This window comes from Vibrio sp. 14G-20, from assembly GCF_026241515.1.
Taxonomy (GTDB): domain Bacteria; phylum Pseudomonadota; class Gammaproteobacteria; order Enterobacterales; family Vibrionaceae; genus Vibrio.
In genome coordinates this window covers 355120-380058 of record NZ_JAPHPW010000001.1, presented here as the reverse complement: position 1 = coordinate 380058, position 24939 = coordinate 355120, and the positions used below count along the sequence as shown (strand labels likewise).

The following is a 24939-nucleotide window of genomic DNA, read 5'->3' as shown; positions in this document are numbered from 1 at the left end:
AACGATATAAGATAAGTGAACTGAATTTTGACTGATTTTGCTGCGCGACTAAAGCAAGTTGCAACCAACCCTAAGACCTTCTCTCAATTTGGTCGTGGTGTTGAAAGGGAAACGTTACGCTACACGGAAGATGGGCATCTTGCGATTGGGCCGCACCCAAAGGCTTTGGGATCTGCGTTGATGAACGGATGGGTAACGACCGATTTTTCTGAGTCGCTACTGGAGTTTATTACGCCTGTTTCTAACGACGTTCCGACGCTTTTGAATCAGTTGTCTGATATCCACCATTTCACACAAACCAAGTTAGATGGCGAAAAGATGTGGCCGCTTTCTATGCCTTGTTATGTAGGCAGTGAAGATTACATTCAGCTAGCGCAATACGGCACCTCTAACAATGGCAAGATGAAGACTCTATATCGTGAAGGCTTAAAGCGTCGCTACGGTAGCCTGATGCAGATCATTTCAGGTGTTCACTTCAACTTCTCTTTCCCAGATAGTTTTTGGGATAGCCTTTTTGGAGAGCAAACCGAAGAAGCGCGTTGTGAATCTAAGTCCGATGCTTACTTTGGTTTGATTCGTAATTACTACCGTTTTGGTTGGTTAATTCCTTATTTCTTCGGTGCTTCACCTGCACTATGTCCTTCTTTCATCAAAGGCAGAGAGACAAAGCTACCTTTTGAAAAAATTGGCGAGACGCTGTATCTACCAAAAGCAACGGCACTACGTCTGAGCGATCTTGGCTACACCAACAGTGCTCAAAGTGTATTGAAAATTGGCTTTAATAGCCTAGACCAGTACCTAGAGGGATTGAACCAAGCGATTCGCACACCATCGGAAGAGTTTGCCGAAATTGGTACCAAAGTTGATGGTGAATACCGTCAGTTGAATAGCAACGTTCTTCAAATCGAGAACGAGCTTTATGCGCCAATTCGTCCTAAGCGTGTGGCTAAAAGTGGTGAGAAGCCATCAGAAGCACTAGCTCGTGCTGGTGTCGAGTACATCGAGGTTCGCTCTTTAGACGTAAACCCATTCAGCTCAATTGGTATCAATGAGCAACAAGTTCGCTTCTTAGATTTATTCCTAACTTGGAGTGTGTTAACCGACTCTGCTGAGATGGATAACTGCGAACTTGAATGCTGGCGTGATAACTGGAACAAGGTGATCTTAGAAGGTCGTCAAGTTGGTCTAGAATTGCAAATCGGTTGTCACGGTGAGCGACTGTCTCTGCAAGATTGGGCGAAGCGTGTCTTCAAAGATCTGCGCTCTATTGCCGAGATGATGGACGCTGAACAAGGTGGTCGTGCATACCAAGAAACGTGCGATACGCTTGAAGCTTGGATTGACAACCCAGAGCTGACCATTTCTGGCCAGTTGCTAGAAGAGACCAAGATACTGGGTGGTTTGGGGAAAGTGGGCTGCGCGCTTGGTAAAACATACGCTCAGCAACACAAAGCACACCAATACAAAGTGTATTCAGCAGAGTTGATGGAAGCAGAAGTTCAACGCTCTGTGACAGCTCAGCAACAAAGTGAAGAAGCAAGCACTCAAGATTTTGATAGCTTCTTAGCGGATTATTTTTCGTATTTAAAAGCATAGCGAGACGTTGGTGGAAAGGAAGCAAGCCTTATTAGGTCAGCCTACTCGTGTGAGTAGTAAATGGTTACCTGTAGTGACTGTTGGTGTTGTCTCTAGCCTATTGGTTGGATGTGCAACGCCACCGCCAAAGCAGCAAGATAATTTGTGTAGCATCTTTAGAGAACACCCTTCGTGGTATGAAGATGCACTCGATATGCAAGAAGAGTGGGGCACACCGATCAACGTAGCGATGGCTTTTGTGAAACAAGAGAGTAGCTATCGTCATGATGCGCGCCCGCCTAAAGATTACATTCTTGGCTTTATTCCGTGGGGTCGTGTGAGTAGTGCCTACGGTTATGCACAAGCTCAAGACCCTGCTTGGGAAGATTTCCAAAAGGCGACCAATAACGGTGGCTCAAGAACCAACTTTGATGATGCATTGATGTTCATCGGTTGGTATACCAGCGAAACGCGTCGTCAATTGGGTATCTCGTTATGGGACCCATATAACCAATATCTGGCTTATCATGAAGGCCGTGGTGGTTATAAGCGCAAGTCATACAACAGCAAACCATCGCTGATTAAGGTGGCGCGTAAAGTTGAACAGCAAGCAAAAGATTATGGATGGCAGCTGAAACAGTGCCGCAAAGAACTAGAAGACAATCGAAGCTGGTTTTTTTAAAGCCAGACGTCATGGAGAAGAGCAATGCCTTTATTAGATAGTTTCACTGTTGATCACACACGCATGAACGCCCCTGCCGTTCGTGTTGCTAAAACAATGCAAACCCCAAAAGGGGACACCATCACTGTGTTTGACCTGCGTTTTACCGCGCCAAACAAAGACATCCTATCTGAGAAAGGTATCCATACTCTAGAGCATCTATACGCTGGTTTCATGCGTAATCAATTGAACGGTTCAGATGTAGAGATCATCGATATCTCACCTATGGGTTGCCGTACTGGTTTCTACATGAGCCTGATTGGTACGCCTACAGAGCAACAAGTGGCTGACGGTTGGTTGGCGGCTATGCAAGACGTACTGAAAGTTGAGAACCAGAATAAGATCCCTGAGCTGAACGAATACCAATGTGGTACCGCGGCAATGCACTCTTTGGATGAAGCGAAAGAGATCGCGAATGCAATCATCGCTGCAGGCATCTCTGTAAACAAGAATGATGAACTGGCACTACCAGAGTCGATGCTACAAGAGCTTAAAATCGACTAGTCATTGATAGCTACCCTAGATATAGATAGGGCGAGTTAGATACTAAAAGGCCCGGTTCAATGAACCGGGCCTTTTTCGTCAACGTATTTTAGGGCGAGACAGAGATTCAGTGATAACTCAGTTAGCCGTTCACGATCTGTGGGAACACACGTACCAGCTTGATACGGTTCTCTTCGAGTTCTACGATTTCCATTGGATGACTGGCAACCTGAACACTCAGATGACTCTCTGGAATATCTTCAAGGTGCTCCAATATTAAACCATTCAGTGTTCTTGGGCCATCGGTAGGCAATGCCCACTGCAAGCCTTTGTTGATGTCTCGGATATTGGCACTGCCTTCAATTAAGAAGCTGCCATCGCTTTGCGGCGTGATCTCTTCAGATAAGCTTGGTGCAATTGAAGTGGTAAACTCACCAACGATCTCTTCCAGAATATCTTCCAAGGTAACCAAGCCGTTGATGTCGCCATACTCATCAACAATCAAACCGATACGCTGTTTATTGCGCTGAAACTTAAGCAGTTGAATGTTGAGTGGCGTCGCTTCAGGAATAAAGTAGATCTCATCTGCCGCACGCAGCAGGGTCTCTTTATTGAATTCGTTTTTTTCCAGCATTAAGCGGTAAGCTTCACGCAATCTAAGCATACCAACCACTTCATCTATTTGATCACGATAAAGAACCACACGACCATGAGGAGAGTGAGTCAGTTGGCGAACAATTGATTTCCAGTCATCATTGATGTCGATGCCGGTGATTTCATTACGAGGCACCATGATGTCGTTCACGGTCACGTGCTCTAAATCTAGAATCGACACCAACATATCTTGGTGACGCTGAGGGATTAGGCTACCTGCTTCATTTACCACGGTTCTAAGCTCTTCTGAGCTCAAGTGGTCCGTTGCGTCATGGCTGGCTTTGACGCCTAAGATACGAATGAAGCCGTTAGTAATGAAGTTCACTAAGATCACCAATGGCGACAGAACCTTCATTAGTATCATCAATAGGATACTACTCGCGTAAGAGACACGCTCAGGAAATAAAGAGGCGATGGTTTTTGGTGTTACCTCGGCGAAGACGAGGATCACGAGAGTCAGTACACCTGTAGCGATAGCTACACCGATATCCCCGTAGATGCGCATACCAAGAATAGTAGCGATCGCAGATGCAAGAATGTTGACGAGATTGTTGCCGATGAGAATGAGGCCAATCAATCTGTCTGGGCGGTTCAGAAGTTTTTCTACGCGTTTGGCACCTTTATGACCCGTATTGGCCAAGTGCTTTAAACGGTAGCGGTTCAAGGACATCATGCCCGTTTCGGAACCAGAGAAATAACCAGAAATTACAATGAGACACGCGAGTAGCGCAAATAAGATACCCGTTGATATGTCGTCCAAAACTATTCTTTTCCTATTTGTGTATCTTGATTAATTTATGACCGAACATGGTCGAGATGTCAATTGAATCTAACGGACTCAATATTTTAAAGGCAAGGTGTGTGAGACCTTGCCTTTATTTTACAGACTAGTTCAGGATGATTTCCTGAACGAAGCGGCTACCGAAGTAGGCTAATGTGAGCATGCTGGCGCCCGCAAGTGCGAACCAAGTGACTTTCTGTCCACGCCAACCTTTTTGGTAGTGACCCCATAAAAGAATGGAGTAGATAACCCAAGCGATAAAAGACAATACCGCTTTGTGCGCCTTTCCTTGAGCAAACATATCTTGTACGAAGATAAGGCCTGTCAATAAAGTACCCGTTAATAAGCCATTACCAATCAGAATGATCTTGAAAAGCTGTCTTTCCACCATCATTAAAGGAGGTAGGTTAGGGTTTATCACTAAGGCTTTTTTCTTTTTAAGTTTGTGATCTAGCCACGCAAGTTGCAGGGCGTATAGCGCGCCGATGGTCAGCGTTGCGTATGAGAATAACGCCAAAGAGATGTGTACGAGCAGTTTTGGATCGTTCTCTAAATGCTTGATAAAGGTGCTTGGAAGAAAAGTAGCCGCCATCAAGTTCAACGCAGCGAAGCTATAAACAACAGGCAAGATGAACCACAAACGGGTTTTGAGCATGGCACCGCTCATTACCACAGAGATAATTAAACTGATTAATGAAGCAACGTTCAAGATACTGAGGTTTTGGCCACTGGCATTAAAAATCAAATCGCCAAGCAACAAAGCATGAAAAACTAGAGCAAGTAATGCGCTGATAAACACCGTTTTTACACGGATCCCTGTTTGATGCACGAGACCTGGAATGATCGTGGAAATTGCCATTATATAAAGAAAGGCTGCTGCGATCGCAATAAGACTGTCCATGGTATCCATTTAAATGATTACTAATCGGTGAATTATACCTCGCATCGCTCTTTGGGGCTATGGTGAACCTCATTCAATTCCAAGTGAATAATGTCTCACATCACAAGCACGGATGATTAACGCTCTACAACGGGTATGACTCTAATCCACGCTAATGTATACTCACAGTAATAGTCGCAGTTTTGAGCGAAGAGAAAACTATGTTTGATAATTTAACGGATCGTCTATCCAAAACGCTGAAGAACATCAGCGGTAAAGGTCGTCTGACCGAAGACAATATTAAAGAGACGCTGCGTGAAGTACGTATGGCGCTACTTGAAGCCGACGTTGCACTGCCCGTTGTCCGCGATTTTGTTAAGCGCGTAAAAGAAGGCGCTGTGGGTGTTGAGGTATCTAAATCTCTAACGCCTGGTCAAGAATTCATTAAGATCGTTCAAGCTGAACTTGAAGCTGTGATGGGTGAGTCTAACGAGGCTCTTAACCTAGCAGCGCAACCGCCAGCAGTCATCTTAATGGCGGGTCTACAAGGTGCGGGTAAAACCACATCGGTAGGTAAGCTATCTAAGCTTCTAACTGAGCGTGACAAGAAGAAAGTCTTGGTTGTGTCTGCCGACGTTTACCGTCCAGCGGCGATCAAACAGCTTGAAACGTTAGCAAGCGATGTTGGCGTAGACTTCTTCCCATCTTCAGCTGATCAAAAGCCTCTTGATATTGCAAACGCTGCAATCGACCACGCGAAGAAGAAATTCTACGATGTGCTACTTGTCGATACTGCTGGTCGTTTGGCTATCGATGAAGAGATGATGGGTGAAATCAAAGAGCTTCATACTGCAATTAAACCAGTAGAGACACTGTTCGTTGTTGATGCAATGACAGGTCAAGATGCTGCGAATACTGCAAAAGCCTTTGGTGATGCTCTACCACTAACCGGTGTTATCTTGACGAAAGTGGATGGTGATGCGCGCGGTGGTGCTGCTCTATCTGTTCGTCATATCACAGGTAAACCGATTAAATTCTTGGGTGTTGGTGAAAAAACTGACGCACTAGAACCGTTCCACCCAGATCGTGTTGCTTCTCGTATCCTTGGTATGGGCGACGTACTGTCTCTTATTGAAGACCTACAGAAAAACGTTGATACCGAGAAAGCAGAGAAACTGGCTAAGAAGTTCAAAGAGAAGAAAGGCTTTGACCTTGAAGACTTCCGTGAACAGCTAGGACAAATGCAGAACATGGGCGGAATGATGGGCATGATGGATAAGCTTCCTGGCATGTCTCAGCTACCGGACAACGTAAAAGATAAAGTTGATGACAAGATGTTCAAGCAAATGGAAGCGATCATCAACTCTATGACAATGAAAGAGCGCCAGCGTCCTGACCTAATCAAAGGCTCACGCAAGAAGCGTATTGCCGCAGGTTCTGGTACTCAAGTACAAGATGTAAACCGTATGCTGAAACAGTTCACTCAAATGCAGAAGATGATGAAGAAAATGCAGAAGGGTGGAATGAAAGGCATGATGCGCAACATGCAGGGCATGATGGGCGGCGGTGGAGGTATGGGCGGAATGGGTGGTGGTTTTAACCCGTTTGGCCGATAATCTACAAATGTAAGCTTTAGCTGCGTTACTTTTCATAGTGTTAGCCGTGTCACAGAAAGTGTTCGGTGGCTATGTTGGTGAAAAAATAGCTAAAGCCCTTGCATTGCACCGGAATAAGAGTAAAATTCCGGGGCTTTAATTTGGCACGAGACCCCAAGCTATTTACTTATACTTGGGGTTAATTATTTTATTAAGAAAGCAAAGAGGACGACATGGTAACCATTCGTTTGGCACGTCACGGTGCAAAGAAGCGCCCATTTTATCAAATCGTAGTTGCGGATAGCCGTAACTCTGTAACTGGCCGTTTCATCGAGAAAGTAGGTTTCTTTAACCCTACAGCTCAAGGTCAAGAAGAAGGTCTACGTCTAGACCTAGATCGTGTTAACCACTGGGTTGGTCAAGGCGCATCTCTATCTGATCGTGTAGCTAAGCTAGTTAAAGACGCTCAAAAAGCGGCTTAATTCTTTTTTAAAGAGAAATAGCTTATGTCGATGAAGGGTAAAGAAACGATGAGCGAGCAAAGCAATAGAATTGTCATGGGTAAACTTGGGTCTACCTATGGTATTCGTGGCTGGCTTAAAGTGTTCTCCTACACAGACAATGCTGAAAGCATATTTGATTACAGCCCTTGGTATTTAAAGCTAAAGGGCGAGTGGGTTGAGTATAAAGTTGAAAGCTGGAAACGTCATGGCCAAGGTTATGTATGTAAGCTAGCGGGATTAGATGTACGTGAAGACGCGCAACTGATGACCAACTTTGAAATTGCTATTGACCCTGCTTCATTACCTGAATTGTCAGAAGATGAATTCTACTGGCGCGAATTGTTTGGTATGCAAGTTTTTACCACTAAAGGTTACAACCTTGGTGAGGTCACTGACCTATTAGAAACTGGCTCAAACGATGTTCTAGTAATCAAAGCAAATCTTAAAGATGCTTTTGGCCAAAAGGAACGGTTAGTACCGTACCTTGAAGAGCAAGTGATCAAGAAAGTTGATCGCGAAGCTCGCCGGATCGAAGTTGACTGGGATCCTGGATTCTAACTCCAAATTACAGAGCGAGAGAACACATGTGGGTTGGCGTAATTAGCCTGTTTCCTGAAATGTTCCGTTCTGTTACTGATTTTGGAGTAACAGGTCAAGCGGTTAAGAAAGGTCTTTTATCTATTGAGACATGGAATCCTCGTGATTTCACTCATGATAAACATCGCACTGTTGATGACAGACCTTACGGTGGTGGTCCTGGCATGTTAATGATGGTTCAGCCTTTGCGCGACGCTATCAAAACTGCCAAGCAAGCAGCACCGGGGAAGACGAAAGTTATCTATCTTTCACCTCAAGGTCGTAAACTCGACCAGAAAGGTGTTGAAGAGTTGGCAACAAACGAGAATTTACTTCTTATTTGTGGTCGCTACGAAGGGGTAGATGAGCGCATTATTGAATCTGAAGTCGACGAAGAATGGTCGATTGGAGATTTTGTGATGACGGGTGGTGAACTACCAGCCATGACGTTGATTGATTCAGTCTCTCGGTTTGTTCCGGGTGTACTTGGGGATTTCGCGTCAGCAGAAGAAGATTCTTTTGCAAATGGTTTGCTAGATTGCCCTCATTATACGCGCCCTGAGGTGCTAGACGATAAAGATGTACCATCGGTACTCAAGTCTGGAAACCATAAGGATATTCGTCTCTGGCGGTTGAAACAATCGCTGGGCCGAACTTGGCTAAGAAGACCAGAACTCCTGGAAAACCTAGCTCTGACTGACGAACAGGAACAATTACTGGCTGAATTCATTAAAGAGCATCGCTCTTAACGAAAAGCAAGCAGTAACCTATTAAATTTAGTATCAGTTTATTCTAGGAATTTATACAAATGAGCAACATCATCAAGGCTCTTGAAGAAGAGCAACTAAAATCAGACCTTCCTAAATTCGCACCAGGTGACACTGTTGTAGTTCAGGTTAAGGTAAAAGAAGGTGACCGTGAGCGTCTACAGGCTTTCGAAGGCGTTGTAATCGCTATTCGTAACCGTGGTCTACACTCTGCATTCACAGTTCGTAAGATTTCGAACGGTGAAGGCGTAGAGCGTGCGTTCCAAACTCACTCTCCAATGGTTGATAGCATCGAAGTTAAACGCCGTGGTGCAGTACGTCGTGCCAAGTTGTACTACCTACGTGAGCGTTCTGGTAAGTCAGCTCGTATTAAAGAGAAGCTTACTAAGAAGTAATTCTTTTTGCATTCTATCGATAAAAGCGGAGCCATTTGGCTCCGCTTTTTTGTGTCTGCCATTTGGAGCTTCGCAGGTAAGAGAACCCAACTCACTCATCCCTCACTCTTGAGGATGACGAATGATAAATCTTTATAGCCTGTCGAACAGCTAGGGAGTTTTTTGTTACTAATCTTATGGGGCAACCAGGTCTGTCATTCCCTAGACTGACGAAGGAATGAGTAGGGAATCTCTACTAGCGCCGTGTTATAGGTAATAAAAAAGGATTGACGTTAAACGCCAACCCTTCAAAATTTACTCGTTACGCTAAGTGGTTAAGTGGTTAAGTGGTTAAGTGGTTAAGTGGTTAAGTGGTTAAGTGGCTTAGTGTGGATCTTCCGACCAACCATCGCTATCCGACATATCCGGTGCGCCAGCAATACTGTTCTCTTCGTCTGCCCATTCTCCAAAATCAATCATCTGACATTGCTTGCTGCAAAACGGGCGATGTGGGCTTTGTTCACCCCATTCAACGTCAGCATTACATTGAGGGCATTTAACGATGGTGATTTTTTTCGACATAGTGATTCTTTATTTGGAGGTATAATAACAATGAGTTTAGGCCTGAATAAGTACTCAAGCCAAACGATAAAAGACAATTAATTAGGTGCAGATTGCTAATTCAAATTCGATGTCTTGAGTGCAGGCTTGCCCAGTTTCAAAGCTCACGAACTTAACAGCAAAACGGTTCTTGTGACCTGAGATCATCGGGTAGGCACCGTATTGCATTGGAATAGAAAGGCGAAGGATATTTGCTTCATCAGCATCGCTCTGGAAGAAACCAGCACGCGCAATCTGATCTTTAAAATGACCTGTTTCTCTAGTGAGTTTCAACCATAGCGTGAGCGCTTCATACAAAGGCTGTAGGCTATCCATCCACGTTTTTGCGTCTCTCACTCTCTTATCGAGAGGAAGGTGTAACCAATAATGCAGTGCGGGTAAATCAAAGCAGCATGAGCCACCTGGAAGATTAAAACGTTGGCGAATTGCACTCAGGAAGCGGTCTTCCTTCAGTGATTGACCAAAACGCTCTGCTTGCATTAGATCACGATAGATATTACCAATGTCATTAAGCAGTGATGTCAGCATTTCTTGATCGACACCTTCAACATCCAACCAACTTTTGTAGGTCACACGTTGCTTCTCAATATCTTTTGCGAGTTCGCTCTTGAGTTGGATCTGTTCGAAGATTTCAATCAGATCAAAGATGGAACGGAAAAAGAGTTGATACTGTTGAGCATCGGAAAATGTAGAAGACAAGTGTAGCTGCCTCAAGAGTGATTCGACTCTTAAGTAGATGCGTGTTTTCTCATTTAGCGGATGTTCAAATTTATGGGTGATCATCGAGCAAACCTTCATTCAACATTGTTCTATTCTGACCCATCTACAGCACTGATTGCCAGATACTTTTGATGTAAATCTGTGATTTGAGGCAAAAGTTCTTGGTTTTTAGTATGGTTTTTAATCACGTCATCTGCAACTGCTAAGCGTTGTTCTCTTGAAGCCTGTGATTTTAAAATTGACGCAACTTGTTCCCTAGAAACATTATCACGACTCATCGTTCGTTCTATTTGCACTTCTACTTGCACATCAACAATTAATACGCGATCGGCCATGCCTTGCATTTGGTTTTCGACCAATAACGGTGCAACTAATAAACCATACGGGGATGTGATTTTAGACAGGTCACTGTCAATTTTGTCACGGATCATGGGATGAAGAAGATCATTGAGCCACTGTTTCTCTTTAGGATCCGAGAAGATAAGCTCACGAAGTCTACTTCGGTTTAGTGTTCCATCTTCAAGCAAGATAGACTCACCAAAGTGTTCTGTAATCTGTTTTAAGCCGTCACTGCCCAGCGCAACCACTTCACGTGCTACGATATCAGCATCAACAATATCAATATTAAAATGCTCATTGAACAGGTTAGCGACTGTAGTTTTGCCACTGGCGATACCACCGCTTAATCCGATAATGATTGCCATGGTTAAATTCCTAGTACAGAAGTGAAATACCAACCCATGATGTCGTTACCCCACATCAAGCTTACCCATCCCGCAATCGCAAGGTAGGGGCCAAACGGAAAGGCTTTATCTATGCCCTGCTGTTTCAAGCGAAGTTGAATCAAACCAAACACAAGACCAACAAGCGAAGATAAAAGGATGATCATTGGTAGATGTTGCCAACCAAGCCACGCCCCTAATGCCGCTAACAATTTAAAATCACCGTAACCCATGCCTTCTTTGCCTGTTAATAGCTTGAACAGCCAATAAACAGACCAAAGCGCTAGGTAACCAGCCATCGCTCCAACGACGGAATCTTGCAGCGATACCGGGCTGATATTAAACAGTGCTAAAGCGATACCAGACCAAACTAAAGGCAAGGTGATTTGATCTGGCAATAACATAGTATCGAGATCGATAAAGGTCGCGGTAATCAAAGCAAAGGTGAAAAATATCAGCGCAATCGCGTAATAACTGAAACCAAAGTGGCTAGCAACTACGGTACAAAGTATCGCCGTAAGCAGTTCGACCAAAGGGTAGCGAGCACTGATTGGGTTAGCACAGCTATGACATTTACCTTTCAAGAACAACCAGCTTAGTACTGGAATATTATCGATGATTCTTAATTGGGTTTTGCATTTGGGGCAGGTAGAACGAGGAATGCTGAGATTGAACTTCCCCTCTGGCGCTGGAATTTTATATTGAGAGAAATACTCCGAGCACTCTTGTTGCCACTCTCGCTCCATCATAATCGGTAAACGATGTATGACCACGTTGAGGAAGCTACCGATAAGAAGGCTAAAAATGAAAGCTAATACGGGGAATAGCCAAGGATAGTAGTGAAATACTTCCATAGTGTCCTTTACCACTTGATCTATATGAGCAGAAGTTTGCTACTCATGGGTGTTTAGTTGCTTTTGGCTATCCTAACACACTCATAAGATTAAAGATCGGTAAGTACATCGCAACCACAAGCCCGCCAACAACCGTCCCCAAAAATACGATGATCAATGGCTCTAAGATCTTGCCCAGATTATCGACGGTGTTGTCTACTTCAAACTCGTAAATTGAGGCCACTTTATTAAGCATGTCATCAAGGTTGCCGGACTCTTCACCAATCATCACCATCTGCAGTACCATTTCGGGGAAGGCATTTGTATTACGCATCGCGATATACATTGGCATACCTGCAGCTGTTTCACGGTGAACCTCAATGATCGCCGATTCATAGTGCAGATTACCTGCGGTCTTTGCGGTGGTTTTGAGGCTCATTAAGATGGGAATACCAGAGCTAAAGCTGGTTGATAAGGTGCGGCTGAACTTGGCGATAGAGGCCTTTGCCATTACGCCACCAAGTACAGGAAAGCGTAACACTAAGCGGCTGGCTGATAGTCGAATCGAGTAAGAACGTTGGCACAGTTGATGAACAACCAGCGTGGTAGCCCCGATGCCTAGGGCGGTATAAAAACTGTAAGTTTGCATCCAATGAGACAGGTCGAGGACTTGTTGGGTGAACCAGGGAAGATCGGCACCAAAGCCTGAAAACATCGATTCAAACTCTGGGATGACCATGGTTAGCATGAGATAGGAGACGGTCAGCGCAACCGTGACCACCATTGCTGGATAGATAAGCGCTTTCACCACCTTAGCTTTTAATTGTTCACTTTTTTCACGATATGTCGCTAAGCGTTCAAAGACTTGTGCGAGGTTGCCGGAAAGCTCTCCCGTGGCGACTAGGTCGGTGTAGAGATCGTCAAAGTGGCGGCTTGCGGTTCGCATCGCTTTTGATATCGGGGTTCCTGCCTCAACGCCCTTACATATATGAGACAAAATAGATTTCATTTCAGCTTTGCGGTGATTGTCTGAGACTAGCTTGATGGCTTGTACAATAGGCACACCCGTAGCCAACATAGTCGCGAGTTGCCTAGTTAAAACGGTGATGTCCTTAGCTTTGACTCGGTGTGTTATGCGAGTGATTGCGGAGATACTTTTCTTTTTGATTTTCTTAATTTGGATATGCTGCTCTTTGAGCTTCTCTCGCACTTCTAATTCGGTGAGCGCTAAGCTCTGCCCAGACACTTTCTTGCCAGAACTATTGATTCCCTTCCAATGGTAGTTTTTTAGTTGTGATTGTTTGCTTTTACTACTCATTTTCGCTCCGTGAATTATAGGTATAGAACACGTTGTAGCTCTTGATAACTGGTGGTGCCTTCAAGCAGTTTATCTAGCCCTGACTCTTGTAAAGTTCTCATGCCTTCTCGACGTGCGAGATCTTCAATCGCTAGCGCATTGGGTTTATTGATAAGGCTAGTTTTTAGCTTGTCGGTAAACGGCATCATTTCATAGATACCCACTCGACCTGAGTAACCTTGGTTACATTCATTACACCCTTGAGAGTTAGCTTTGTAGATTATTTGGCTGTTAGGAATCGAGTGACGCAGAAATATGTCCGGCGAGTCGTCTGTTTCTTTGCAATGGTTGCACAAGCGTCTTGCCAGTCGTTGGGCTATGATTAGGCTCAATGACGAAGCAAGGTTGAAGGGCTCTATTCCCATATGAGCAAGCCGAGTCACGGTTTCTGCGGCTGAGTTAGTGTGCAGTGTTGAAAGAACTAAATGCCCGGTTTGGGAGGCTTTGATCGCGATTTCGGCGGTTTCTAAATCTCGGATTTCTCCAACCATCACGATGTCTGGGTCTTGTCGTAAAAACGATCGTAGTGCCTCGGCGAAACCAAAGCCAATCTTAGGCGTCACTTGTACCTGATTGATACCACACAGGTTAATTTCTACTGGGTCTTCAGCTGTTGAGATGTTGCGTTCAGAGGTGTTGAGTACTCGAAGTCCAGTATAAAGAGAAACCGTTTTACCGCTGCCGGTTGGCCCGGTCATTAAGATCATCCCTTGCGGGCGCTTTAGTGCATTGAGGTAGAGGGCTTTTTGAGCCTCGCTGTAACCGAGCTTGTCGATATCGAGATTGGCCGCACTGCTATCAAGCAATCGCAGTACGATCTTCTCGCCCCATAAGGTAGGCAGCGTTGATACGCGCATATCAATTGCCAGTTCGTCATTTAAACGCAGTTTGATACGGCCATCTTGAGGCAAGCGACGTTCGGCAATATCGAGTTTAGCGAGGATCTTTAAGCGAGCTGACAGACGACGGCTTAAATGAGAGGCGGGTTGTTGGATTTCAACCAATATGCCATCACAACGCAGGCGCACACGGAAATTTTCTTCATAAGGTTCGAAGTGGATGTCCGATGCGCCTTTACGTACCGCATCAACCAGGATCTGATTGATAAAGCGACTCACAGGAGAGTCATCTTGGCTGAGATCTTCAATCGACGTTATTTCGTCGTCAGATACCTTCACGAGGTTAGCTAGCTCATCTTGGGTTATCTCTTTACGCTTAGAATCTTGCCCGGAAATAGAGCGGCCATACAGCTTGCGTATCGCACCTTCTAATTCAGAGTAGTTTGCGACAACCAATTCAACTTGCAATCCTGTCGCAAAGCGGAAGTCATCTTCAGCCTGTAAATCCGTAGGGTCGGCAGAAGCGAGTGTGAGAGTTGAGCTAGAAACTGAAATCGGGATAGCACGATACTTAGTAATCAGTTCACGAAGTCCTAATTGTTCACACAGGGATTCGTAGTCAGTATTGACTAATCGTACTAACGGTAAGCCGAAGATGGTTTTAATGTTGTTTGCTAAGGAATCGCCGCTGAAGAAATCCAGAGCGAGTAAAGCTTCAGGTGTAGATATACCTGAAGCTTCCACATGTTCCGCAACAGCTTGTTCCTGAGTCAGGCTAAGTAAGCCAGCCTGACGGAGAACGGTTGGGAGGTTGGTTAGCATTATGTGTTTGGACAGTAATCAGTCGAGCCTAAGTCACAAGCAACGATCCAAGTCACGCCATGTGTAGTTAACTTAGGTGTTATTGTTAAGGTTCCAGATTTTTTAAGACCAGCTTTCCCTTTTGTTGCGTCAACTGTTGCTGTAATTGTTCCTGTAATTGTGGCTGCTGCAGAGCTTGTTGCTGCTGCTGTCACTGTAACAGTAGAGGCGACAGCAAATTTATCGTTCGCAGATTTATCGAATGTTTGAGAGGCTGGAACTCCATTACCGCCTGAAGAACATGCTGTGTTACCACTTAATAAACAAACACTTACGCCTGTTTTTATTGCGGATGAAGCATTTAGCATTTCAGATGCATGCGTTTTGTTTGTATAGTTTTGATAAGCAGGTACAGCAAATGCTGATAAGATCCCAATAATCGCAACCACAATCATCAATTCAATCAGCGTAAAGCCTTTCTGATTTGTTCTTTTACTTTTGTTATTCATTGTTCTATTCCATTGTTTAGTTTATTTCAGTGCAGGCACTGGTTGATTGAAAGAATAGAAGTCGGAATGGGGAAGTGGAATGAGATTCAGGTGTGGTCGCGAGTGGTTTGGTATTTATTAGTGTGATGTTTCATATGGCGCGCAAAATTATGCGATCGACTTAAATAAGTGATTGAAATACTGATAATTTAAGCAATAAAAAAGCACGGTATTTAACCGTGCCTTTAAAGATAAGCTATTTATATTTCAATAAATTAAGCTTTGAATCTCATAGATAAATCCATTGCTTTTAGGTGCTTAGTGAGTGCGCCTACCGAGATGTAATCAACACCCGTTTCAGCGAACTCTGCAATAGTGTCTAAAGTTACATTGCCTGAGTTCTCTAGTGCCGCACGGCCAGCGTTAATTTTAACGGCTTCACGCATCATGTCTGTGGTGAAGTTGTCTAGCATTATGATGTCTGCGCCAGCGCTGATCGCTTGCTCTAGCTCTTCTAGGCTCTCAGTTTCTACTTCAACAGGTTTACCTGGATTAAGCTCTTTTGCCGTAGAGATAGCTTTCTCAATGCCACCACAAGCGATGATGTGGTTTTCTTTGATTAGGTAAGCATCGAATACACCAATACGATGATTGAAACCGCCACCACAAGCGACTGCGTATTTTAAAGCGCTGCGTAGGCCTGGGATGGTTTTACGCGTATCTAACAGGCGGCATTCTGTGTGCTTGATTTTATCTGCGTAGGTTGCCGTCGTCGTCGCGCAGCCAGAAAGCGTTTGAATGAAGTTCATTGCATTACGCTCACCCGTTAACAGCGCGCGTGCTGGGCCAGTTAGCATGCAAAGCGTTTGGTTTGGTTCAACCTTGTCGCCATCTTCTACATTCCACTCGATCGTTACTTCACCGCCCAATTGCTTAAACACTTCATCAGCCCAAGCTTTACCACAGAACACGCCGTGCTCACGGGTAATGATGGTCGCGCTGTTGATTGCGTTTGCTGGGATTAGACTTGCCGTGATATCAGCCTCTGGATCGAGTGTTCCGCCTAGATCTTCTCGGATAGTCTCAGCGACTGCACGAGTGATCTCTAGAGGCAGTTGCTCTTTTAAGTAGTCAAGGCGTTGGTGGCTGTTATGTGTGTTTTTCATCGCAAATCTAATCTTGAAAGGGAGTGGGAATGGAATGATACTCTTGCTTAACTTCAAATTAAAGAGGCTAGCACGACGGCTCTATGGGCAAAGTCACAATCTATTGTGTTAGCGGAAAAGAAAGTGAGATTAAGATGACGATCAGCTCCAACGGATGGTATGACAACGCTCGGCATGTTCCTTCCCCGTATTTTGATGCTAGGCCTAGTGTCGATGATATTTCTTTGCTGGTGGTTCACAATATTAGTTTGCCTCCCGGTGAGTTTGGAGGCCCGTATATTGAACAATTTTTTACTGGGAAATTGAACCCCGCTGAACACCCGTTTTTTCAGGTGATTCACCAAATGGGCGTGTCTGCACATTGTTTGATTCGTCGTGATGGTGAAGTGGTGCAGTTTGTTTCGTTCTTAGACCGAGCTTGGCACGCTGGCCAGTCGAGTTTTGCTGGGCGTGAAAGGTGTAATGATTACTCTATTGGTATTGAACTTGAGGGCAGTGACTTTGTGGCTTATACCGAGCAGCAGTATCAATCCTTGTCGCAGCTGACTGATACTCTAATGTCGAATTTTTCAGAGATCACAGAACAACGCATCACTGGCCATCAATATATAGCGCCTCTACGTAAAACTGACCCTGGCTTGGTGTTTGATTGGCAGAAATTTAAAGGAAAGCTCAAAGCCTAAGCCTCAGTTTTTGATAATGGCCTTACCGCTGTTGGGTGTTGATTAGTCAACGCCTAGCATAATGACTTGTGAATTTTTGTTGTTGCTATGTAAATAAAGTGGTGGAGAGAAGAGCATCAATAAATTGAGAGTGTGACGAGCTTATCAAACACATGTTTATTAAAACTTATGAACAGAATTTCTGTCTCTAATGTGCGCTCGGTTCGATTTTTGACCTAGTTTGACTAATCTTTCTGAAACAATTCATTTTTATCCTGAAACTTTCTAGCACGAATCCTCCCCAAAAGTATTACCTCTGTAAATGGTAAGACCAATTTGGTTGCTGTTTTAAATTTCATTTGTTAAATCGTGGTTAATTCACGCTGCATTCTATGATGCAGGTCAATTTTACGCTGGACAGTGGCGTTTTAATTATGTTAATTTCTGCCCAACTTAAAATTGGTAATACCAATTGTCAGCGAAGAAAAAGAAGAATAACAAACTATGGCTTATCAAAGGATTCGTCAGCCAAAACTCTCGGACGTTATCGAACAAGAGTTAGAAAGGTTGATAGTGGAAGGAACACTGGCTCCAGGGCAGCAGCTGCCGCCTGAGCGCGAACTGGCGAAACAGTTCGATGTGTCTCGTCCTTCAATCCGAGAAGCGATACAACGTTTAGAAGCAAAACGCTTGCTTACTCGCCGTCAAGGCGGAGGTACGTTTGTGAGCGAAAATATCTGGAAAAGCTTTTCAGATCCTTTGCTTAATTTGTTGTCATCCCATTCTGAAACCCAACTAGACTTGTTGGAATCGCGTCATGCGATGGAAGGGATTTCGGCTTACTTTGCAGCATTGCGTGGTACTGATGAAGACTTTGCTCGAATTCAAGCATGCCAAGAAAAGATTCATGGTGCGCAAGATAAGGGTGATATTGAAGCCGAATCTGCAGCAGTGATGGCTTTTCTTATTGCTTTAACAGAGGCTGCACACAATGTGGTGTTATTGCACATTGTTCGTAGTTTGGCTCCGTTACTCGAACAAAACGTCTTAGAGAATTTAAAGCTGTTGCATCGTCGTAAAGACGTTGTGGAGAAAGTGAGTATACATCGAGCTAACATTGTGGATGCGATCGTTTCAGGACAGCCAGAACAGGCACGTGAAATGTCACATTCTCATTTAGCTTACATCGAAGAAACATTGCTGGATTTGACGAAGGAAGAGTCGCGTCGCGAACGTTCTCTACGTCGAATTCAACAGGGTAAATAGCCGTAATACTTCGGCTTTTTACGTGTTTAGTAGAATCCAACTAACAAAAAGGATAGATCGCCATGTCTGACATGAAGCATGACGTTGATGCTCTGGAAACTCAAGATTGGTTAGAAGCTCTTGAGTCAGTAGTACGTGAAGAAGGTGTAGAACGTGCACAGTTTTTACTAGAACAAGTTCTAGATAAAGCGCGTTTAGATGGTGTTGATATGGCTACAGGCATCAACACAAACTACATCAACACAATTCCAGCAGCACAAGAGCCAGCTTACCCTGGTGACGTAACTCTTGAGCGTCGTATTCGTTCGATTATTCGCTGGAACGCAATCATGATCGTATTGCGTGCTTCTAAGAAAGACCTAGACCTTGGTGGTCATATGGCTTCTTACCAGTCAGCAGCAGCGTTCTACGAAGTATGTTTCAACCACTTCTTCCGTGCTCCAAACGAGACTGACGGTGGCGATCTAGTTTATTATCAAGGTCACATCTCTCCAGGTATCTACTCTCGTGCATTCGTTGAGGGTCGTCTAACTGAAGAGCAGCTAGATAACTTCCGTCAAGAAGTGGATGGTAAAGGTATCCCTTCTTACCCGCACCCGAAACTGATGCCTGAGTTCTGGCAGTTCCCGACAGTATCTATGGGTCTAGGTCCTATCTCTGCGATCTACCAAGCGCGCTTCCTTAAGTACCTTGACGGCCGTGGCCTGAAAGAAACTTCAGCGCAACGCGTATACGCGTTCCTAGGTGACGGTGAGATGGATGAGCCAGAATCACGTGGTGCTATCTCTTTCGCTGCGCGTGAGAAGCTAGACAACCTATGTTTCCTAATCAACTGTAACCTACAGCGTCTAGACGGCCCTGTAATGGGTAACGGTAGCATCATTCAAGAACTTGAAGGCCTATTCAAAGGCGCAGGTTGGAACGTTGTTAAAGTTATCTGGGGTAGCAACTGGGATTCTCTACTGGCTAAAGACACGACTGGTAAGCTTCTTCAACTGATGAACGAAACTATCGATGGTGATTACCAGACATTCAAATCTAAAGATGGCGCATACGTTCGTGAGCACTTCTTTGGTAAGTACCCAGAAACAGCTGCACTAGTTGCAGACATGACTGACGACGAAATCTTCGCACTTAAGCGTGGTGGTCACGATTCTTCTAAACTGTTTGCTGCATTCAACAATGCAAAAGAGACAAACGGTAAGCCAACTGTAATCCTAGCTAAAACTGTAAAAGGTTACGGCATGGGTGATGCAGCTGAAGGTAAGAACATTGCACACGGTGTTAAGAAAATGGACATGACTCATGTTCAACATCTACGTGATCGCCTAGGCCTAGAAGACATCCTTTCAGATGAGAAAATCGCTGAACTTCCATACCTAAAACTGGAAGAAGGTTCTGCTGAATACGAATACATGCACGCTCGTCGTAACGCTCTACACGGTTACACACCTCAGCGTCTGCCAAAATTCACTCAAGAGTTCAAAGTTCCTGAGCTAGACGCGTTCGCTCCTCTACTGGGTGAACAGAAGCGTGATATCTCTACAACTATGGCTTATGTACGTACGCTAAACATTCTTCTTAAAGATAAGAACATTGGTAAGAACATCGTTCCTATCATCTGTGATGAAGCTCGTACATTCGGTATGGAAGGTCTATTCCGTCAGATTGGTATCTACAACCCACACGGTCAAGACTACACGCCTGAAGATAAAGGCATCGTTTCTTACTACAAAGAAGCGACTTCTGGTCAAGTTCTTCAAGAAGGTATCAACGAACTAGGTTCTATGGCTTCATGGGTTGCAGCTGCAACGTCATACAGCACAAACGATCTACCGATGATCCCGTTCTACATCTACTACTCAATGTTCGGTTTCCAACGTATTGGTGACATGGCTTGGTTAGCAGGTGACCAACAAGCTCGTGGTTTCCTACTTGGTGCAACTGCAGGCCGTACAACGCTAAACGGCGAAGGTCTACAGCACGAAGATGGCCACTCGCACATCATGGCGAACACAGTACCTAACTGTATCTCTTACGACCCAACGTTTGCTTACGAGCTAGCGGTTATCATGCAAGACGGTATCCGTCGCATGTACGGTGAGAACCAAGAGAACGTTTACTACTACCTAACAGTAATGAACGAGAACTACGCAATGCCAGCAATGCCTGAAGGCGCTGAAGAAGGCATTCGTAAGGGTATCTACAAGCTTGAGTCTTACTCTGGTACTAAGTCTAAAGTTCAGCTAATGAGCTCTGGCACTATCATGAACGAAGCGCGTAAAGCCGCTCAAATCCTGAGCGAAGAGTACGGCGTAGCATCTGACGTATTCTCTGTAACGTCGTTCAACGAACTGACTCGTGACGGCCAAGCGGTAGAGCGTGACAACATGCTTCACCCAGAAGCTGAAGAGAAAGTACCGTACATCACAACTGTTCTTGGTAACGAGCCTGCAATCGCAGTAACGGATTACATGAAGAACTACGCTGAGCAAGTACGTGCATTCATGCCTTCTGAGTCTTACAAAGTACTTGGTACTGACGGTTTCGGTCGCTCAGACAGCCGTGAAAACCTACGTCGTCACTTCGAAGTTAACGCTGGCTACATCGTAGTTGCAGCTCTAACTGAACTGGCTAAACGTGGTGATATTGATAAGTCTGTAGTTGCACAAGCAATTGCTAAGTTCGATATCGACACTGAAAAAACTAACCCGCAATACGCATAAGACTGGCATTAAGGTAGGTAAATACAATGACAATCGAAATTAATGTACCAGACATCGGTGCTGACGAGGTTGAAGTAACTGAGATTCTTGTAAACGTTGGCGACAAGGTTGAAGAAGAGCAGTCACTGATCACTGTTGAAGGCGACAAAGCTTCAATGGAAGTTCCTGCGTCTCAAGCGGGTATCGTTAAAGAAATCAAGATTTCAGAAGGTGATTCTGTTTCTACTGGTTCTCTTATCATGATCTTCGAATCGGAAGGTGCTGCAGCAGCACCGACTGCGCCAGCAGTTGAAGCGGCGGCACCAGTTGCAGCTGCTCCTGCAGCCCCTTCTGTTGCGAACGAACTGAAAGAAGTTCACGTTCCTGACATCGGCGGTGATGAAGTTGAAGTAACTGAAATCATGGTTGCTATCGGTGACGCAGTAGAAGAAGAGCAATCTCTTCTTACTGTTGAAGGTGACAAGGCTTCAATGGAAGTTCCTGCACCATTCGCTGGTATCGTTAAAGAAATCAAGATCGCTTCTGGTGATTCAGTATCGACTGGTTCTCTAGTAATGGTATTTGAAGTAGCGGGCTCTGGCGCTCCAGTTGCAGCAGCTCCTGCTCCAGCGGCGGCACCAGTTGCAGCGGCTCCAGCAGCATCAGCTGAAAAAGAAGTAAACGTTCCTGATATCGGTGGTGACGAAGTAGAAGTTACTGAAATCATGGTAGCGGTTGGCGATACAGTAGAAGAAGAGCAATCTCTAATTACTGTTGAAGGCGACAAAGCTTCAATGGAAGTTCCTGCACCATTCGCTGGTACAGTAAAAGAAATCAAGATTGCAGCTGGCGACACAGTGTCAACTGGCTCTCTAATCATGACTTTCGTTGTGGAAGGCGCAGCACCTGCTCCTGTTGCAGCACCAGCACAAGCAGCAGCTCCAGCGGCAGCACCTGCTCCTAAAGCAGAAGCACCTGCAGCAGCTGGCGACTTCCAAGAGAACGGTGACTACGCGCACGCTTCTCCTGTTGTTCGTCGCCTAGCTCGTGAATTTGGCGTTAACCTTTCTAAGGTTAAAGGTACTGGTCGTAAGAGCCGTATCCTTAAAGAAGACGTTCAGTCTTACGTTAAAGATGCACTTAAGCGTCTTGAGTCTGGTGCAGCGGCATCTGGCAAAGGCGGCGACGGTTCTGCTCTTGGTCTACTACCATGGCCAAAAGTTGACTTCAGCAAGTTCGGCGAAACTGAAGTTCAGAAGCTTTCTAAGATTAAGAAGATCTCTGGCGCTAACCTGCACCGTAACTGGGTAATGATCCCTCACGTTACACAGTGGGACAATGCAGACATCACTGAGCTAGAAGCATTCCGTAAAGAACAGAACGCAATCGAAGCGAAGAAAGACACTGGCATGAAGATCACTCCACTTGTGTTCATCATGAAAGCTGTTGCGAAAGCACTAGAAGCATTCCCAGCGTTTAACTCTTCTCTTTCTGACGATGGCGAAAGCATCATTCTTAAGAAGTACGTAAACGTGGGTATCGCTGTTGATACACCAAACGGTCTAGTTGTTCCTGTTTTCAAAGACGTGAATAAGAAAGGCATTTACGAGCTATCTGAAGAGCTAATGGCTGTTTCTAAGAAAGCACGTTCTGGTAAGCTAACAGCGGCAGACATGCAAGGCGGTTGTTTCACAATCTCTAGCCTTGGTGGTATTGGCGGTACTGCATTTACTCCAATCGTAAATGCTCCAGAAGTAGGTATCCTAGGTGTATCTAAGTCTGAGATTAAGCCAGTTTGGAATGGTAAAGAGTTCCAACCACGTCTACAGCTTCCACTGTCTCTATCATACGATCACCGTGTGATCGATGGTGCAGAAGGTGCACGCTTCATTACTTTCTTAAACAGCGCACTATCTGACATTCGTCGTCTAGTACTGTAATTGAGAAAGTAATTATTAAGGTGACTTTCGGGTCACCTTAATTCTTTATATAAAGACTATTTTTAGAGAACAGTTTCCTGCATTTCTCATAATCTGATGGGGAATTGTTGTCTAGCTCACAGGCTAACTTAAAGCTACTTTCACACTGTTAACATCTCTGTAAAATGTTTCCTGTTTGAAAGCCCAATAATTTTAAGAATATCTACTCAGCCTGTTAGGGATAATGACTACAAGAGGTCACAATGAGCAAAGAAATTAAAGCCCAAGTTGTTGTACTTGGTTCAGGCCCTGCTGGTTACTCAGCGGCATTCCGTTGTGCGGATTTAGGTCTAGAAACAGTACTAGTTGAACGTTACAGCACTCTTGGTGGTGTATGTCTAAACGTTGGTTGTATTCCATCAAAAGCACTTCTTCACGTATCTAAAGTAATTGAAGAAGCAAAAGCGATGGCAGAGCACGGCGTTGTATTCGGCGAGCCACAAACGGATATCAACAAAGTTCGTATCTGGAAAGACAAAGTAGTTGATCAACTGACTGGCGGTCTTGGCGGTATGGCTAAGATGCGTAACGTTACTGTTGTTAACGGTTTCGGTAAGTTTACTGGTCCTAACAGCATCGAAGTTGTTGGCGAAGAAACGACAACAATTAACTTTGATAATGCAATCATTGCAGCGGGTTCTCGCCCAATCAAACTTCCTTTCATCCCACATGAAGACCCACGTATTTGGGATTCTACGGATGCACTAGAACTAAACGAAGTACCAGAAAAACTGCTTATCATGGGCGGCGGTATCATCGGTCTTGAGATGGGTACGGTTTACCACTCTCTAGGTTCTAAAGTTGAAGTTGTTGAGATGTTCGATCAAGTTATCCCAGCTGCGGATAAAGACATCGTTAAAGTCTTCACTAAACGCATCAAGAACAAGTTCAAGCTAATGCTTGAAACTAAAGTGACGGCTGTTGAAGCGAAAGAAGACGGTATCTACGTTTCAATGGAAGGCAAAAAAGCACCAGCTGAAGCTGAGCGCTACGATGCTGTTCTTGTTGCTATCGGTCGTGTTCCAAACGGTGCACTTATCGACGCTGAAAAAGCGGGTATCGAAGTTGATGAGCGTGGCTTCATCAATGTTGATAAGCAAATGCGTACTAACGTTCCTCACATCCATGCGATCGGTGACGTTGTTGGTCAACCAATGCTTGCTCACAAAGGTGTGCATGAAGGTCACGTAGCTGCTGAAGTTATCTCTGGTAAGAAGCACTACTTCGATCCTAAAGTAATCCCATCAATTGCGTACACTGAGCCAGAAGTTGCTTGGGTAGGTAAGACTGAGAAAGAAGCGAAAGCGGAAGGCCTAAACTACGAAGTTGCTACTTTCCCTTGGGCTGCTTCTGGTCGTGCAATCGCTTCTGACTGTGCCGACGGTATGACTAAGATGATCTTCGATAAAGATACTCATCGCGTAATCGGTGGTGCTGTTGTTGGTACTAACGGTGGTGAACTTCTTGGCGAAATCGGCCTAGCAATCGAAATGGGTTGTGACGCAGAAGATATCGCTCTTACTATCCACGCTCACCCAACTTTACACGAGTCTGTTGGTCTTGCTGCGGAAGTATTCGAAGGTTCAATCACTGACCTTCCAAATAAGAAAGCAGTGAAAAAGAAAAAGTAAATACTCTTCATACTTGAAGCCGCAGCGTTGTTAACTGCGTAAGTTCACCCTAATCACATAGTAAATCTATGCTCATAGGGCTGAACTTTAGTTACTTAACAAAGAAAGGGTCGCCTAGCTGCAACTCCAATTATTTTGAGTATATCTAGATTATAAAAGCCGCTGATTCGTCAGCGGCTTTTATATGCCTGAAGAAAAGAGCAGAAACATTTCACTTCGAGATGCGAGTACTCTGTGCTC

At 44.7% G+C, this 24939-nt stretch carries 23 protein-coding genes; 13 read left to right on the top strand and 10 right to left on the bottom strand.

Annotation, left to right across the window (positions count from 1 at the left end):
- Positions 1-27: 27 nt before the first annotated feature.
- From gshA to luxS, 3 genes are read left to right on the top strand one after another with little or no spacing between them, the layout of a single operon-like run.
- Positions 28-1596 (top strand): glutamate--cysteine ligase, encoded by a 1569-nt coding sequence (gene gshA, locus OQJ75_RS01700; protein ID WP_265970609.1) that lies wholly within the window; start codon positions 28-30, stop codon positions 1594-1596.
- A 10-nt stretch (positions 1597-1606) separates the two neighbouring features.
- The gene (locus tag OQJ75_RS01695) at positions 1607-2257 is read left to right on the top strand and encodes a hypothetical protein (protein ID WP_017629422.1); all 651 of its coding nucleotides are present in this window, start codon (positions 1607-1609) and stop codon (positions 2255-2257) included.
- Between the two features lie 24 nt (positions 2258-2281).
- On the top strand, positions 2282-2800 hold the full coding sequence (gene luxS / locus OQJ75_RS01690) for an S-ribosylhomocysteine lyase (protein WP_017056597.1): 519 nt from the start codon (positions 2282-2284) through the stop codon (positions 2798-2800).
- A gap of 121 nt (positions 2801-2921) precedes the next feature.
- Here the strand turns inward: luxS and OQJ75_RS01685 are convergent, their stop codons facing one another.
- Both OQJ75_RS01685 and OQJ75_RS01680 read right to left on the bottom strand, forming a co-directional pair.
- Positions 2922-4193: an HlyC/CorC family transporter gene (locus OQJ75_RS01685; protein ID WP_248372811.1), complete on the bottom strand. Its 1272-nt coding sequence runs from the start codon at positions 4191-4193 to the stop codon at positions 2922-2924.
- Between the two features lie 127 nt (positions 4194-4320).
- Entirely contained in the window at positions 4321-5115 is a 795-nt protein-coding gene (locus OQJ75_RS01680; RefSeq protein WP_248372806.1) for a cytochrome C assembly family protein, read from the bottom strand.
- A 200-nt stretch (positions 5116-5315) separates the two neighbouring features.
- On the opposite strand from OQJ75_RS01680, the gene ffh reads away from it, so the two are divergent.
- From ffh to rplS, 5 genes are all read left to right on the top strand, one after another.
- A complete protein-coding gene (ffh, locus tag OQJ75_RS01675; RefSeq protein ID WP_010435884.1) occupies positions 5316-6710 on the top strand; it encodes a signal recognition particle protein in 1395 nt (464 codons plus the stop codon).
- Between the two features lie 212 nt (positions 6711-6922).
- Positions 6923-7171, top strand: coding sequence for a 30S ribosomal protein S16 (gene rpsP / locus OQJ75_RS01670; RefSeq protein WP_004735508.1), 249 nt, complete (start codon positions 6923-6925; stop codon positions 7169-7171).
- A 24-nt stretch (positions 7172-7195) separates the two neighbouring features.
- Complete coding sequence (gene rimM / locus OQJ75_RS01665) at positions 7196-7750, top strand: ribosome maturation factor RimM (protein WP_265970608.1); 555 nt, start codon at positions 7196-7198, stop codon at positions 7748-7750.
- A gap of 26 nt (positions 7751-7776) precedes the next feature.
- Positions 7777-8517 carry a tRNA (guanosine(37)-N1)-methyltransferase TrmD gene (gene trmD / locus OQJ75_RS01660; RefSeq protein WP_265970607.1) on the top strand — a complete coding sequence of 247 codons (741 nt, stop codon included), beginning with the start codon at positions 7777-7779 and terminating at the stop codon, positions 8515-8517.
- A gap of 59 nt (positions 8518-8576) precedes the next feature.
- Positions 8577-8930 carry a 50S ribosomal protein L19 gene (gene rplS / locus OQJ75_RS01655; protein ID WP_004735514.1) on the top strand — a complete coding sequence of 118 codons (354 nt, stop codon included), beginning with the start codon at positions 8577-8579 and terminating at the stop codon, positions 8928-8930.
- 363 nt (positions 8931-9293) lie between these two features.
- On the opposite strand, the gene yacG is transcribed toward rplS, so the two are convergent.
- The 8 genes from yacG to nadC all read right to left on the bottom strand — a co-directional run bounded on the left by yacG (position 9294) and on the right by nadC (position 16456).
- Complete coding sequence (gene yacG, locus OQJ75_RS01650) at positions 9294-9491, bottom strand: DNA gyrase inhibitor YacG (protein WP_004735515.1); 198 nt, start codon at positions 9489-9491, stop codon at positions 9294-9296.
- A gap of 81 nt (positions 9492-9572) precedes the next feature.
- Positions 9573-10313 (bottom strand): cell division protein ZapD, encoded by a 741-nt coding sequence (gene zapD / locus OQJ75_RS01645; protein WP_265970606.1) that lies wholly within the window; start codon positions 10311-10313, stop codon positions 9573-9575.
- Positions 10314-10339: 26 nt separating this feature from the next.
- Entirely contained in the window at positions 10340-10954 is a 615-nt protein-coding gene (gene coaE, locus OQJ75_RS01640) for a dephospho-CoA kinase (RefSeq protein WP_265970605.1), read from the bottom strand.
- A 2-nt stretch (positions 10955-10956) separates the two neighbouring features.
- Positions 10957-11826: a prepilin peptidase gene (locus OQJ75_RS01635; RefSeq protein WP_108092801.1), complete on the bottom strand. Its 870-nt coding sequence runs from the start codon at positions 11824-11826 to the stop codon at positions 10957-10959.
- 67 nt (positions 11827-11893) lie between these two features.
- Entirely contained in the window at positions 11894-13123 is a 1230-nt protein-coding gene (locus tag OQJ75_RS01630; RefSeq protein WP_265970604.1) for a type II secretion system F family protein, read from the bottom strand.
- Between the two features lie 14 nt (positions 13124-13137).
- Positions 13138-14823 carry a type IV-A pilus assembly ATPase PilB gene (gene pilB / locus OQJ75_RS01625; protein WP_265970603.1) on the bottom strand — a complete coding sequence of 562 codons (1686 nt, stop codon included), beginning with the start codon at positions 14821-14823 and terminating at the stop codon, positions 13138-13140.
- Entirely contained in the window at positions 14823-15311 is a 489-nt protein-coding gene (locus OQJ75_RS01620; RefSeq protein ID WP_265970602.1) for a pilin, read from the bottom strand. The genes pilB and OQJ75_RS01620 overlap by 1 nt, the downstream gene beginning before the upstream one ends.
- Before the next feature lie 254 nt (positions 15312-15565).
- Entirely contained in the window at positions 15566-16456 is an 891-nt protein-coding gene (gene nadC / locus OQJ75_RS01615; protein WP_265970601.1) for a carboxylating nicotinate-nucleotide diphosphorylase, read from the bottom strand.
- Between the two features lie 83 nt (positions 16457-16539).
- Between nadC and ampD the strand changes: the two genes are divergently transcribed.
- The 5 genes from ampD to lpdA all read left to right on the top strand — a co-directional run bounded on the left by ampD (position 16540) and on the right by lpdA (position 24699).
- A complete protein-coding gene (gene ampD / locus OQJ75_RS01610) occupies positions 16540-17139 on the top strand; it encodes a 1,6-anhydro-N-acetylmuramyl-L-alanine amidase AmpD (protein ID WP_265970600.1) in 600 nt (199 codons plus the stop codon).
- A 483-nt stretch (positions 17140-17622) separates the two neighbouring features.
- A complete protein-coding gene (gene pdhR / locus OQJ75_RS01605) occupies positions 17623-18384 on the top strand; it encodes a pyruvate dehydrogenase complex transcriptional repressor PdhR (RefSeq protein ID WP_016768209.1) in 762 nt (253 codons plus the stop codon).
- Positions 18385-18446: 62 nt separating this feature from the next.
- Positions 18447-21110, top strand: a complete 2664-nt coding sequence (gene aceE / locus OQJ75_RS01600; RefSeq protein WP_265970599.1) for a pyruvate dehydrogenase (acetyl-transferring), homodimeric type — start codon at positions 18447-18449, stop codon at positions 21108-21110.
- Positions 21111-21136: 26 nt separating this feature from the next.
- Positions 21137-23029, top strand: a complete 1893-nt coding sequence (gene aceF / locus OQJ75_RS01595; RefSeq protein ID WP_265970598.1) for a pyruvate dehydrogenase complex dihydrolipoyllysine-residue acetyltransferase — start codon at positions 21137-21139, stop codon at positions 23027-23029.
- Between the two features lie 242 nt (positions 23030-23271).
- The gene (lpdA, locus tag OQJ75_RS01590; RefSeq protein ID WP_004735450.1) at positions 23272-24699 is read left to right on the top strand and encodes a dihydrolipoyl dehydrogenase; all 1428 of its coding nucleotides are present in this window, start codon (positions 23272-23274) and stop codon (positions 24697-24699) included.
- The last annotated feature ends 240 nt before the right edge of the window (positions 24700-24939 follow it).